The 13,227-nt window shown below is 63.7% G+C and carries 9 protein-coding genes and 1 pseudogene; 1 reads left to right on the forward strand and 9 read right to left on the reverse strand.

Annotated elements, in window-relative coordinates; translation table 11 throughout:
- The first annotated feature begins 306 nt into the window (after window positions 1-306).
- Window positions 307-2,496: a DNA helicase RecQ gene (gene recQ / locus VFG26_RS14155; RefSeq protein WP_325026501.1), complete on the forward strand. Its 2,190-nt coding sequence runs from the start codon at window positions 307-309 to the stop codon at window positions 2,494-2,496.
- A gap of 30 nt (window positions 2,497-2,526) precedes the next feature.
- Here the strand turns inward: recQ and hisG are convergent.
- From hisG to VFG26_RS14200, 9 genes and pseudogenes are all read right to left on the reverse strand, one after another.
- Window positions 2,527-3,222, reverse strand: a pseudogene (gene hisG, locus VFG26_RS14160) (ATP phosphoribosyltransferase); the annotation flags it as partial.
- Window positions 3,219-4,397, reverse strand: a complete 1,179-nt coding sequence (locus tag VFG26_RS14165) for an ATP phosphoribosyltransferase regulatory subunit (RefSeq protein ID WP_325026398.1) — start codon at window positions 4,395-4,397, stop codon at window positions 3,219-3,221. The gene VFG26_RS14165 and the pseudogene hisG, both read right to left, overlap by 4 nt.
- 3 nt (window positions 4,398-4,400) lie before the next feature.
- Complete coding sequence (gene hisS, locus VFG26_RS14170) at window positions 4,401-5,855, reverse strand: histidine--tRNA ligase (protein WP_325026400.1); 1,455 nt, start codon at window positions 5,853-5,855, stop codon at window positions 4,401-4,403.
- 123 nt (window positions 5,856-5,978) lie between these two features.
- The gene (locus VFG26_RS14175) at window positions 5,979-7,160 is read right to left on the reverse strand and encodes a GNAT family N-acetyltransferase (protein ID WP_325026402.1); all 1,182 of its coding nucleotides are present in this window, start codon (window positions 7,158-7,160) and stop codon (window positions 5,979-5,981) included.
- Window positions 7,161-7,198: 38 nt separating this feature from the next.
- Complete coding sequence (gene cobS, locus VFG26_RS14180; RefSeq protein ID WP_325026404.1) at window positions 7,199-7,966, reverse strand: adenosylcobinamide-GDP ribazoletransferase; 768 nt, start codon at window positions 7,964-7,966, stop codon at window positions 7,199-7,201.
- Complete coding sequence (gene cobT / locus VFG26_RS14185; RefSeq protein ID WP_325026406.1) at window positions 7,963-9,009, reverse strand: nicotinate-nucleotide--dimethylbenzimidazole phosphoribosyltransferase; 1,047 nt, start codon at window positions 9,007-9,009, stop codon at window positions 7,963-7,965. The genes cobS and cobT overlap by 4 nt, the downstream gene beginning before the upstream one ends.
- Window positions 9,006-10,370, reverse strand: coding sequence for a glycolate oxidase subunit GlcF (gene glcF / locus VFG26_RS14190; RefSeq protein ID WP_325026408.1), 1,365 nt, complete (start codon window positions 10,368-10,370; stop codon window positions 9,006-9,008). Before glcF ends, cobT begins: the two co-directional genes overlap by 4 nt.
- A 26-nt stretch (window positions 10,371-10,396) precedes the next feature.
- Window positions 10,397-11,620, reverse strand: coding sequence for an FAD-binding protein (locus tag VFG26_RS14195; RefSeq protein ID WP_325026410.1), 1,224 nt, complete (start codon window positions 11,618-11,620; stop codon window positions 10,397-10,399).
- Window position 11,621: 1 nt separating this feature from the next.
- A complete protein-coding gene (locus tag VFG26_RS14200; RefSeq protein ID WP_325026412.1) occupies window positions 11,622-13,094 on the reverse strand; it encodes an FAD-binding oxidoreductase in 1,473 nt (490 codons plus the stop codon).
- Window positions 13,095-13,227 lie beyond the last annotated feature (133 nt).

Genomic DNA, 13,227 nt, shown 5'->3' on the forward strand with positions numbered 1-13,227 from the left:
AAAATGAGGGGAGATTGGGGCTGGCCCGATCAAGCGGGGAAGACGGGGGGATGTCTCAGGGCTTGACCGGGCTCAGCAGCATCTGGTGTGCACGGGGGGAAGTGACATCACCAGCTTGAAGCCTAATCTAGCCTGACAAATATGAACTCATTCTGAACGTGGCATTAAAAAGTCGCAACGTTCGGTTGCCTCAAAAGGTCCCGGCAGATCAATGAGTTTTCCCCGGGTTGCAGGGGCTCGGGCCGGGGCTCGTGGGCTCGAATCAGATTAGCTTCCGGCATCGATTTCCAAGCACAGGTTTCCATGATGCCGGCCAACGCCGCGCCGCTTCCCCTCCCCTTTTCCCCGGCCGCCAAGAACGACATGGCGAAGGCGCTCGCGACGCTGGAAGAGGTGTTCGGGTACAAGGGCTTCCGGTCGCTGCAGAGCGATATCATCGGCACCCTGCTCGATGGCCGCGACTGCCTCGCGCTGATGCCGACAGGCGGCGGCAAGTCGCTGTGCTATCAGATCCCGGCGCTTATCCGGAACGGCACGGGCATCGTCGTCTCCCCGCTCATCGCATTGATGCAGGATCAGGTGGACGCGCTGCTCGACCTCGGCGTCGCAGCCGCGTTCCTCAATTCGACGCAGGACCGCGCGACGCAGGACAAGATCGAACGCGAGTTCGCTGCGGGCGCACTGGATCTCCTCTACGTGGCGCCGGAACGGCTTGTGCAGGATCGCACGCTCAACATGTTCGAGCGCGCCGACATCGCCATTTTCGCGATCGACGAGGCGCACTGCGTTTCGCAATGGGGCCATGACTTCCGGCCCGAGTACCGTCAGCTCAAGGTTCTGGCCAAGCGCTTCCCGAACGTACCGCGCGTCGCGCTGACGGCGACGGCCGACGAGCGCACTCGTCAGGACATCATCTCGGAACTATCGCTCGAAAACGCCGCCTCCTTCATCGCGAGCTTCGACCGGCCGAACATTCGCTACACCATCTCCGAACTCGGCAGCGCGAGTGCCAGAGAGCGGCTTTGGCAGTTCATCGAAACCGAGCATCCGACCGACGCCGGCATCGTCTATTGCCTCTCACGCAAGTCGGTCGAGGAAACGGCGGCGTGGCTGTCTTCCAAAGGCCGCAAGGCGCTTGCCTATCATGCCGGGCTCGAGCCGCACATTCGCGCCGGCGCGCAGTCGAAGTTTCTGTCGGAAGACGGTCTCATTATCGTCGCGACCATCGCCTTCGGCATGGGCATCGACAAGCCGGACGTTCGCTTCGTTGCGCATTTGAACCTGCCGAAGTCGATCGAGTCCTACTATCAGGAGACCGGCCGTGCGGGCCGCGACGGCGAGCCTGCCGACGCCTGGATGGCCTATGGCTTCCAAGACATCGTGCAGCTGAGGCAATGGATTTCGCAGTCGGACGGCGCGGAAGCTTTCAAGAAGGTCCAGCGGCAGAAGCTCGACGCGCTGATCGGGCTTGCCGAGATGCCCGGATGCCGGCGGCAAGCGCTGCTCGCCTATTTCGGCGAGACGCGGCCTGAGCCTTGCGGCAACTGCGATAACTGTCTCAACCCGCCGCACACGGAAGACGGCACCGTACTGGCGCAGAAGGCGCTATCGGCCGTGTACCGCACCGAGCAGCGTTTCGGCGTGACCTATCTCGTCGACGTTTTGACCGGCGCTGCTGACGAGCGGATCATTCGCAATGGGCACGACCGGCTGAGCGTCTACGGCATCGGCAAGGACGTGGCCCAGACGACGTGGAAAGGGTTGTTCCGCCAGCTCACCGCGCAGGGCTACCTGACGATCGACGACGAGGGCATGGGCTCGCTGGTGCTCACCGAGCGGGCGCGGCCGCTGTTGCGCGGTGAAGAGCGCTTCCTGCTGCGCGTGACGCGGCAGGTCTCAAAAGGCTCAACGCGCGCGGCATCGCTCGCTGGTTCATCGCGCGTGGCGCGGGAACACCAGCCACTGTTCGACGCGCTGCGCACGATGCGGCAGCAGCTCGCGGCATCGGCGAAGCTTCCACCCTATGTCGTCGCGCAGGACAAAACCCTCATCGAGCTCGCCGAGAAGCGGCCAACAACCGAGGATGCGCTGCACGATATTTCCGGTCTCGGCGCCAGCAAGATCGCGCGTTACGGCGCGGCGTTCCTGCAGGTCATTTCGCAGTTCAAGAAGCATCCCGCGCTCAACAACCGGCTATCGGCGACGGTGAATGCGACGCTCGCCGCGCACTTGCGCGGGCTTGATGCGGAGGCCATTGCGGCTGAGCGCAAAATCGAAGTCTCGACCGTCTACGGTCATTTGGCCGAAGCCATCGAAGCCGGTCTCATCACGGCGGCGGATGCGCTGAAGCTCGATCCGGCGGAGATCGACGAGATTGAAGAAGCATTCGAGCGGTGCCATACGCGCGAGACGGGCAAGCTCGGCCCGGCCTTTTCCGCGCTCGGCGGCCAATACGATTACGGCATCCTGAAATGCCATCTCGCTGATACCGTGTGATCTCAGAGCCTACGCTGACTTTTCCGGGACGGAAGCCGAGAGCTTAGCCGTCAGCTCATCGCAAATCTTCTCGAGTTCCGGCGTCCATTGGGCGGCATTGGAGGCGCAGAGATTCGCCTGAGATCTCAGGATGACGCCGTCGTCGAGGATCTTCAAACCGTTGGCGCGCAGCGTTTCACCCGTGGTCGTGATGTCCACGATCAACTCGGCGGTGCCCGCTGCAGGTGCGCCTTCGGTGGCACCGGCGCTTTCGACGATGCGGTAGTCGCCGAAGCCGTTGGCGGCAAAGAAGCGGCGCGTAAGGTTTACGTATTTCGTCGCCACGCGCGGCCAGCGTCCGTGTAAGCGGCGGAAGGGCAGCGCGATCTCTTCGAGATCCTTGACGGTTGCGACATCGACCCAGCATGCCGGTACGGCCACGATCACATCTGCAAAGCCAAAGCCGAGTTTCTGCAGGAAGCGGATGCGCGTTGCGGCATCGGAAATGCCTTCGCGGATCAGATCCTCACCCGTGATGCCAAGGTGAACGCTGCCGGCCTTCAGGGCGGCGGCGATCTCACCCGACGACACGTAGGCAACATCGATTTCCGGCAGGCCGTCGATCTCGCCGCGATAGCCGCGAACGTGGCCGACCTTGCGCACGACCAATCCGGCGCGCGCGAACATATCGGTCGTCTGCTCCATCAGGCGACCCTTGGAGGGGATCGCGAGCGTCAGCTTGCTCATGGCGCCCTCTTCACTGTCGTTGCGAGAAGACGCTCGGAATGGATGGCGGCGCCAACGGCCGGAACATCGACCGCGGCTCCTGCGGCGCGCATCAGTCCGTCGTAACGGCCGCCATTCGCGACCGGGCTTTTGGCGTCGAGAGACGCTGCATTCACCTCGAAGACGAGGCCTGAGTAATAGGCCAGCGTCCGCCCGAATTCGGCCGAGAAGGTCACGCGATCCAAATCGATGCCGGCGTTGGATAGAAGTGCGAGACGCCTGTCGTAGGTCTCCAGCGCCATGCCCGCACCATTGGCCGCGCCTTTCAGCAGCGCCGCGATCTTGTCGCCTGCCGTCGTCGCGGGACCCGAGACCGCCACATAGCGCGCGATCAATTCGATGGCGCGGGCATCGAGCGGCTTTTCCTGGCGGTCCTCGGCGATGACGATCAGATGCTCGGTAATGTCCGACAGCGAGCGCGTGCCGATAAGCTCGATGGCGTTTTCCTCGAGATAGACGGCGACCGCGGCTTCGCTCTTTTCCCGATCATCGCGGCTGATGGATGCCAGCAGCTCTTCCGGGATGCCGGGCGAAGCCACGCGTGCGCCGGATGCGAAGCCTTTCAGCGCATCGCGGAACGACAGCGGTTTCAAAAATGCATCGTCGAGCCGCTTCTTCCAGTTGGGTGAAACACCGGCCGCATCGAGTACGCTCGAAAACAGCCCGAGATCGCCGAGCCGCAGCGTCCAGTCCTTGAGGCCGACCTTTTCGATGGCCTTCAGGACGATGGCGACGGTTTCGGCTTCCGCCACTTCGCGCGACTTGTCGCCGAAGCGCTCGATGCCCGCCTGGCGGAACTCGCGCGGGTGCGAAGCCGTGGCACCTTGCGGCTGATAGCGGAACGCGGGGCCATTATAGCAATAGCGCGCGGGCGTTGCCGGATCGGCATGGCGCTCCAAGTGCAGCCTGCACGTCGGCACGGTGATATCGGGCCTCAAGCACAGCTCCGCGCCGTCCTGATCGCTGAAGACATACGTGCGTGCGCGCAAGCTCTCGCCGATGACGTCGAGAAAAACATCGGCCGGCTGGATGATGGAGGGCGCAACGGCGTCGTAGCCGGCTTTCGTGAAGACCGACATCATCGTCTGCGCTTGCGATGCCAGCGCCTCGAGATTTTGCGCCGTCTCGGCGGCCATGTTCTATTCCTGGTGGAGCTTGATGAGCTTGTGGACTTCCTGGATCAGGTTCGCCTCGGAGACGGAGAACTGCGCCGGGCGCGCCGCCTTCCACTCCTTGTTGTCCTTGATCGCGGCGGCGGCTTTGGCGCCTTCGATCAGATCCTTAATCGTTACCTCGCCTTTGGCGCGCTCGTCGGAGCCTTGGATGATGACGCACGGACTGTTGCGCTTGTCGGCATATTTCATCTGCGCCTTCATGCCGGATGAGCCGAGGTACATCTCAGCGCGGATGCCGGCGTTGCGCAGCGCCTGCGTCATGCGCTGGTAGGTGGCGATTTCGCCCTTATCCATCACCAGCACGACGACGGGGCCGAGCGCTTTGGCCTTCTTCTCGCCGATCAGCGAGAGCGCTGCCTGCAGGCGCGAGACGCCGATGGAGAAGCCGGTTGCGGGAACCTTCTCGCCGGTAAAGCGCGCGACCAGATCGTCGTAGCGGCCGCCGCCGCCGACCGAACCGAAGCGCACGGGCTTGCCGTCATCGTCCTTCACTTCGAACGTCAGTTCGGCTTCGAAGACCGGGCCGGTGTAATATTCAAGGCCACGGACGACGGTCTGATCGAGACGGATGCGCGTCTCATCATATCCGGCCGCCTTGCAGATCTCTTGGATCTGCAGAAGATCATCGACACCTGCTTTGAAGACGGGGTTCGATGCGCTGTCGGCGATCGGCCTTTCAAGGAAGCCGATCACTTCCATCGTCTGGGCAGGCGAAAGCTCGGCGCCCTTGGTGAAGTCGCCGCTCTCGTCCTTTCGGCCTTTGCCGAGGAGCGCGGAGACGCCTTCGAGACCGAGACGATCGAGCTTATCGACGGCGCGCAACACGGTGAGGCGGCGGGCGGCATTCTCATCACCTGCAAGGCCCGCCGCGTCGAGCAGGCCATCGAGCAGCTTGCGGCTCGAGACCTTGATCACGTAGTCGCCGCGCTTCACGCCCAGCGCTTCCAGCGTGTCGGCGGCGAGCATGCACATCTCGGCGTCGGCGGCGATACCTTCAGCGCCCACCGTATCGGCGTCGAACTGCATGAACTGGCGGAAGCGGCCGGGGCCCGGCTTCTCATTGCGGTAGACGTTGCCGAACGCGTAGCGGCGGAATGGCTTCGGCAGGAATTGGAAATTCTGCGCGACGTAACGGGCGAGCGGCGCCGTCAGATCGTAGCGCAGGCTCATCCACTGCTCGTCCTCGTCCTGGAACGAAAAGACGCCGGCGTTCGGCCGGTCCTGATCGGGCAGGAATTTGCCCAGCGCATCGGTGTACTCGACGGCGGGCGTCTCGAGCGCTTCGAAACCGTAGCGCTCGTAGACCTCGCGGATCTTGCCCGTCATGTCGTTGAGGCCGCGCAGTTCCGCCGCCTCGATATCGCGGAAGCCTTTGGCGAGGCGCGCTTCAGGACGCGTGCTTTGGTTCACTTTGGACATGAGGTGATGAAGGGCCGAACCGCAAATGGAAAAGTTGCCGTGACACCTGATGGCATCCGGCGCGCGAGCCCGCCTTATATCGGATGGACCGGCATGAGGAAAGCCGCCCAAAATCCTTAAAATCTACGCGGGCCAGCGACTTGCATGGCGCGTGGGTGCCCATTTCGCGCCGAGACGTGCTCTGACGCCATGGAACAAGGCTCTCGGCACGGCTATGGCGTCCATCGGCACCACCAGATCGTAGAGGGGGACGGGCTTCACACCGAACCCGCGGGCGAGCGGATGCTTGCCGGGTCCCATGTCGAAGCGGCGCACGCCTTCGCCTACGAAATAGTTCATTGCCTCGATCATCACGAGCCTGCCCGGCGAGAGGTGCGCCCACTCTTTCCCCGCCGTCGAACTCAAGAGCCGCGTGAAGGTGCCCTCGTGCACGATGCCGAACAGCGTGGCGATGATCTCGCCGTTCGCCTCAAGTGCGAAGAGCGCGCTCAAGCCCGCATTCGACCCGTCGATTGCGAGGCGCTCGTAAAAGGCGCGATAGCCCGGCTCGTCAAGGCTGTTCGCCTCATGCAGGCTCGCTTGACGCTGCGCGTGTTGTTCTTCGAAGGCCAGATAGACGTGCGCGATCTCATCGGCCGTCTCGGCGCGATAGAAGCGCGGCGCGCTTTCTTCCTGCCATCGCCGATGGCAGCGCTCGACTTCCTTGCGATATTTCGTGCCGATGCCGCGCAGGTATGTTTCCACCCTATCCGGCACGGTCAGCGCGCTTGCCGACGTTTTTGCGGGCAAGACACCGGCTCGCGCCCGCAGCGGATTGGGCCGGCCGGCGATTTCCGCCGGCATGCGCTCGAACCGGATGAGGTCGATGTCGTGCATCGCGCGCCGTACCGAGCGCCATAGGTTGCGGGTCGCGCCTTGGTCGGTGATACGCGCCGGGCCCAGAATCGGGCCGCCGTAAAGGGAGACGCCGAGGTCCGCGAAGCTCGCGACCCGCAGAATGCCTTCTTTCTTCACCAGCAGCGGCAGCACGAGCGCCACCTCGCCGCTTGCGCGTTCCGTCACGACCACAAGCCGCGGCATGGCTTTTCGCGCGGGCGCGAGTTCCTCGTAGAGGACCGTCAGCCAGTCGAGCGTCTGGAAGCCGTTGGCGGCAAGGCCCGGCTCCACGGCCTCGTATGCGGCGAGCGCGTCGTCGGCGCCGTCGAAGATTTCGGCAATGAAGCGGTGATTGCGCGAGCTGAGGACTCGCGACCAGCCACCCCCGGCGCGCCGGAACGCGCCCTCCCCCGTATCTATCGTCGCCATACGCGTTACACTCGGCGTCGAACGTCTTTTCGGGAAGATTATCCCGGTCCGGAGATAATCGCCACGGCCATTATGAAGAAGACCGTCTCATAGACCTGCTCGATGGCGCCCAGGACATCGCCCGTGTAGCCGCCGATTTTCTGCTGCGCGATCAATGCCACAAGGGCTGCCGCCACCCCGGCGAACAGGGTCGAGGCGAGGAACACGAGCGGGTTGAGGAAGATCAATCCGAAGATCAAACCGGTGCCAACGGCGACGCCGAGTTCGTTCCGGGTCATGTCGGACGCCGTGCGGCTGACTTTGGCTGCCTCGCCGCCGCCATAGGGCAAGGCTGCGAGCGCCAGCACGGGGGCGAGGCGCGCGCCCGCAAATCCGGCGATGACAATTGCTGCCGCCGTCGCCGCCGAAACGTGCGCGAGTGCCGTCGCCTTCAACGCCAGCGTGATGATCAGCGCCAGCACGCCGTACGTGCCGATGCGGCTGTCCTTCATGATTTCGAGGCAGCGCTCGCGCGTGTGGCCTCCGCCAAAGGCGTCCGCCGTGTCGGCCAATCCATCTTCGTGAAGTGCGCCGGTCAGCAGGATCGCAAATCCGAGACCCAAGATCACCGGCAGCGGCCAGGGGAAAACGTAAGACGCGAGCAGGATGACACCTCCCGTCGCGATGCCGATCAGTCCGCCGACGAGGGGCAAATATTTCGCCGCGCGTGCGAGCCAATCGCGCGGCAACGGGTCGATGTGCTTCAGCGGAATGCGCGTCAGGAACTGCAGCGCAACGAAAAACCGCATGCTTTCGAGCGAGATCATACGGGGTGTTCGCCCGGCAGGTCGGCCATTTCGCGGAGCAGCAGTTCGGCGGCCCTGATGATGGGCACGGCGAGCGCCGCACCCGTGCCTTCGCCCAGCCGCATCTCTAGTTCGAGTAGCGGGCGCACGCTCAGGTGCTTCAGAAGCGCGGCATGGCCCGGCTCGGCGGAGCAATGAGCGAAGACGCAGTTGTCGATCGTTCCGGGGCTCAAAGCTTCGGCGGCGATCGCTCCCGCGGTGGAAATGAAACCATCGACGACGATCACGCGGCCTGAGGCAGCCGCTGCTGTCATTGCTCCCGCCATCATCACGATTTCGAAACCGCCGAACTGGCGCAGCACTTCGAAGGTGCGCTCGGCAGAGGTGGACGGTTCGATCGCGGCGCGCGCAATCGTTTCTGCCAGAATCTGATATTTGTGGTCGAGGCCCAGTGCGGGTGCGCCTGCACCTGGGCCGACGAGGGATTTGAGATCAAGGCCCGTCAACGCGTGTGCGATCAGTGCGGCAGACGACGTATTGCCGATGCCGATTTCGCCGAAGCCGACGATGCCGACGTTCTCAGCGCCGACATCGGCATCGAGCGCGCGGCCCGCTTCGAGAGCGGCTGTGCAGTCTTCCGGCGACATTGCGGGTTCGCGCCGGGCGTTGCGCGCGCCCTTCCCGATGCGCCGGTCAATCAAAAGATCGTGCGCCGGCAGCGGTTCGAGCATGCCCGCATCGACGAGTTCGACGCCGACGCCCGCCGCGCGCGCCAGCACGTTGACGCCTGCGGTTCCCGCCAGCACGAACTTCGCAATCTCGCGCGTCACGACCGAGGGATAGGCGGTTACGCCTTCGGCGGTGATGCCATGATCCCCGGCGAAGACCAGAATTTTCGCGGCACCCAGAACCGGGTTGGCCGACCCTGCGATCAGGCCGACCTGAACGGCCAAATCTTCGAGCCGGCCGAGCGAGCCGACGGGCTTTGCTTTGCCTCGCAAGCGGGCGCGGAGCTCGTCGGCCAGCAGCGTGCGGGATTGCTTCACGTCGGCTTTCAGTGTCATGCGCGTATGTAGTCCTCAACGCTGCGTTTGGGTTGCGGCACGTCGGTTGAATATCTGGCGAGATGCTCAAGGCCCGGCGGCACAGGCCCACCGTGCGCCCAATCGAGCAACTCGACCGTATGGACGACCGGCACGTCGAGCCCGGGCGCGAGCTGGTTCATGCAGCCGATGTTGCCGGCGGCGACAACGTCGGGCCGCAACGATTTGATGTTGCCCACTTTGCGATCACGCAGCGCGCCGGAAATCTCGGGCTGGAGAATGTTGTAGACGCCGGCCGAGCCGCAGCAGAGATGACTTTCGGGCACATCCATCACAGTGAAGCCCGCCTTCTTCAGCAGCGCCTTCGGCTGGCTCGTCACCCGCTGGCCGTGCTGCAGCGAGCAGGCAGAATGATAAGCGACTTTGAGGCTCGACCAGCGTTTCGGCGCGCCGATATCGTAGGCATCGAGGAATTCAGTGATATCCTTGGCCATCGCGGAAATGGTCTTGGCCCGCTCGGCATAGTCCGGCTCGTTCTTCAGCAGGTGGCCGTAATCCTTCACCGTCGTGCCGCAGCCCGACGTGTTGATGATGATCGCATCGACGCCGCCCTTTTTGATTTCCTTGCTCCAGGCATCGACGTTCACCTTGGCGGCTGCGATCGCCTTGTCTTCATGCCCTATGTGCTGGCTTAAGGCGCCGCAGCAGCCCGCGCCTGCCGACACGACGACGTCGATGCCGCCGCGTGCGAAAAGCCTGATCGTCGCGTCGTTGATCTCAGGTCTCAAAACTTGCTGCGCGCAGCCCGCAAGCATGATCACGCGGCCGGTCCTGACGCCGGTGGGTGACGCTCTTCCCGGCCCACGGAACCGGCCAGATCGCGGCGCTTGCGGCGGGGCGAGATCAGCCATGGCCGCGAGTTGCGGAAGGTTAAGAGCCTTGAACACGCGCGAGAAGCGGCGACCGAGCGGCGCAACGCGCATCGCCCAGCGGAAGCGATTTGGGTAGGGAACGAGTTCCGTCAGCACACGCCGTATCAGCCGATCCTTGAAGCTGCGGCTGCCGGTCTTCTCGATGTGTTTGCGGGCGATCTCCACGAGATGCATGTAATCGACGCCCGAAGGGCAAGTCGTCATGCACGAGAAGCAGGAGAGGCAACGGTCGATGTGAACGGACACCTCGGGCTTGGCGTCCCGTCCATTCTCCAGCATGTCCTTGATGGCATAGATGCGGCCGCGCGGGCTGTCGCGTTCATCGCCCAGCACAACATAGGTCGGGCACGTCGCGGTGCAGAAACCGCAGTGCACGCAGCGCCGCAGGATGCGGTTCGCTTCCCGGACATCGGGATCTTCAAGCTGCTCGTTGGTAAAATTGGTTTGCATTGCGCCTTATTGCCAAAAGCTCTTGTCTAGAAATCGGCGTACATCCGGCCGCGGTTGAGCAATCCGTTGGGATCGAACGCCTGCTTGATGCCCCGTGTCAATCGTTCGATCTCAGGTTTCAGGGGTTCAAAAACGTCGACCGATGAACGTATTTCGGGCTCGGCGCGGATGAGCGTCGCGTGCCCGCCGCTGACAGCGACGGCGCGCCGGACGTCGGCCGCACCGGCGTCCGCGGCGGCTGGCACTTCCAGCCAGACGAGCCCTCCCGCCCAATCGTAGAACGCAACGGCGTCCATGAACTTGTGGATCGCGGCGACGATCTCCGGCGCCTTCGTCGGCAGCGTTGCGATCCGCCACAGGCTCGTCCCGGTCGAGAATGGCATGACGGAGAGCGTGCGGAATTCGCTCCACAAACTGAACGTCTCTTCCTGATCGAGTTCGATCGGGGTGCCATAGACCTTGAGCGCAGCTTTCAGCTTTTCGCGGCGCTCATCGATCGACGTCGAAAACGTTTCGAGACGCAGAAGCGTCAGCGACTTGCGGGCGTCCTTGAGCTTCGGGACCCGCAGCCGTTCGGCGCAATTCTTCGGCAAATGGACCGCGCCTGAAACCTCGAGCGGCGTCGCCATCGCGACGTTCAAAGCTTCGATCGCTAGATCATCGGGCAGACCCACATAGGCCAACGTCTGCATCGTTTGCGGAAGCGGCGCGACCTTGAACGTCACCTCGGTCATGATGGCGAGCGTTCCCCAACTGCCCGTCAATCCGCGCGCGACGTCGAGCCCGGCGACGTTCTTCATGACGCGGCCGCCGGATTTGAAGAGTTCACCGCGGCCATTGACGGCGCGAACGCCAAGCAGGTTATCGCGAGCGCTTCCCGCCGAGATGCGGCGGGAGCCGGAGAAGTTTGTCGCGAAGACGCCGCCGATGGTCAGCGCGCCGCCCGGAGCGCCGGTCGTGGGGCCGAGATCGACCGGCTCGAACGCCAGCATCTGTCCGCGTGCGGCGAGGACGGATTCGATTTCGAAGACGGGCGTGCCCGAGCGCGCCGACATCACGAGTTCGGTCGGCTCGTAAAGCGTCACGCCTTTAAGGCCTACCGTCGTCAGCACGACATCGGCATTGGCGACGCGGCCGGTATTGCGCAGCGCGCCGTGGCCCACAACCTCAATGGCGCGTTTTTCGCGCGCGAGCCTTGCGACCATGGACTGCAGTTCCCACTCGGCGGCGGGGCGGAAAAGTTCGGTCAAGTCAGGCGGCCTCCGGCGTGCTGGCGGCGTTGCCTGCGCGCATGACATCGGTCATCGCGAGCGGGAAAACCTTAGCCGGGTTCAGCCGCCACGTCGGATCGAATACGGTTTTGATCCGCGTCTGCACCGCGAGATCGGTGGGGGAGAACTGGCTCGTCATCAGCTCGCGCTTTTCGATTCCGACGCCGTGCTCGCCTGTCAGGCAGCCGCCCAGCTCGACGCAGAGTTTCAGGATCGCTTCGCCGGCCTGCTCGGCGTTGTCGGCCTGCTCGGGACTATTGGCATCGTAGAGAATGAGCGGATGCAGATTGCCGTCTCCCGCATGGAAAATGTTGGCGACCTTCAAGCCGTACTCGGCGCAGATCTGGCTGATGCGCGTCAGCGCGTGCGGCAGCTGCGCGAGCGGGATCGTGCCGTCCATGCAGAAGTAATCGGAGATACGTCCGATCGCGCCGAACGCCGCCTTGCGGCCTGCCCAGATGCGCGCGCTCTGGTCGGCATCGGCGCTGATTTGCACGGTCTTCGGATCGAAACGCGCGGCGATTTCGGCGATGCGGCCGAGAAGAATGCCGATTTCGGATTCCGAGCCTTCGACCTCGACGATGAGCAGAGCTTCCACGTCGAGCGGATAACCGGCGCCGGCGAAGGCTTCGCAAACTTCGATGGCCGCGTGGTCCATGTATTCGATCGCAACGGGGATGATGCCCGCTGCAATGATCGCGGAGACGCAGCTGCCGGCCGCTTCCGGCGAGCGAAAGCCGATCATCATCGGGCGTGCGCCTTCGGGCGCGGGCACGAGCTTCACGGTGGCTTCCGTGATGACGCCGAGCTGGCCTTCGGACCCGATCACGAGGCTCAAGAGATCATAGCCGTTGCGCTCCAGCGCCGAGCCGCCGATCTCGACGACGGTACCGTCGATCAGCACCATCTTCACACCGAGAATGTTGTGCGTGGTCACTCCGTATTTCAGGCAATGCGCGCCGCCCGAGTTCATTGCGAGGTTGCCTGCCAGCGTGCAGGCGAGCTGCGATGAGGGATCAGGCGCGTAGAAGAAGCCTTCGGCGGCAACCTGCGCCGTGATCTGAAGATTCGTGATGCCGGCTTCGAGGCGCGCCAGGCGATTGGTGTAGTCGATCTCGATGACGCGGTTCATCTTGGAAATGCAGAGCACGATGGCGTCTTCGGTCGGCAGCGAACCACCGCACAGGGACGTTCCTGCGCCGCGCGGAATGACCTTCACGCCGTTCTCGTGGCAGTACTTCAAGATCTTGGAGACTTCCTCGGTCGTGCGCGGCAGCACGACGAGCATCGGCACGCGGCGATAGGCCGTGAACGCGTCCGTCTCGTAGGCGCGGCGGCCTTCCTCGTCGACGATCAGGAGGTCTTGTCCGACCCGGCTTTTCAAGCCCTCGATCAGAATGGGCAGCCGCCGCAAGACGCCAACATCGGGCTCAGGCAGCTCGATATGCGGCATCGTCCTCAGTCTCCAATTTTGTCATGTCAGCTGTTTCGTGTTCAGGGCGCACGCCTGCACTCAAAAGAGGCTGCCGAATTGATCGCCCACGGCAGATACGACACGCCGCCACCGGCGTTAATCATCCTCGCAC

The sequence above is a fragment of the Hyphomicrobium sp. genome (assembly GCF_035687085.1).
In the GTDB taxonomy this organism is placed as follows: domain Bacteria; phylum Pseudomonadota; class Alphaproteobacteria; order Rhizobiales; family Hyphomicrobiaceae; genus Hyphomicrobium_B.

What these genes read in the sequence shown, in the direction of transcription:
- recQ (WP_325026501.1), top strand. Translation starts at nt 307, where the DNA reads ATGCCGGCCAACGCCGCGCCGCTTCCCCTCCCCTTTTCCCCGGCCGCC.
- VFG26_RS14165 (WP_325026398.1), bottom strand. Translation starts at nt 4,397, where the DNA reads ATGGCCGCCGAGACGGCGCAAAATCTCGAGGCGCTGGCATCGCAAGCG.
- hisS (WP_325026400.1), bottom strand. Translation starts at nt 5,855, where the DNA reads ATGTCCAAAGTGAACCAAAGCACGCGTCCTGAAGCGCGCCTCGCCAAA.
- VFG26_RS14175 (WP_325026402.1), bottom strand. Translation starts at nt 7,160, where the DNA reads ATGGCGACGATAGATACGGGGGAGGGCGCGTTCCGGCGCGCCGGGGGT.
- cobS (WP_325026404.1), bottom strand. Translation starts at nt 7,966, where the DNA reads ATGATCTCGCTCGAAAGCATGCGGTTTTTCGTTGCGCTGCAGTTCCTG.
- cobT (WP_325026406.1), bottom strand. Translation starts at nt 9,009, where the DNA reads ATGACACTGAAAGCCGACGTGAAGCAATCCCGCACGCTGCTGGCCGAC.
- glcF (WP_325026408.1), bottom strand. Translation starts at nt 10,370, where the DNA reads ATGCAAACCAATTTTACCAACGAGCAGCTTGAAGATCCCGATGTCCGG.
- VFG26_RS14200 (WP_325026412.1), bottom strand. Translation starts at nt 13,094, where the DNA reads ATGCCGCATATCGAGCTGCCTGAGCCCGATGTTGGCGTCTTGCGGCGG.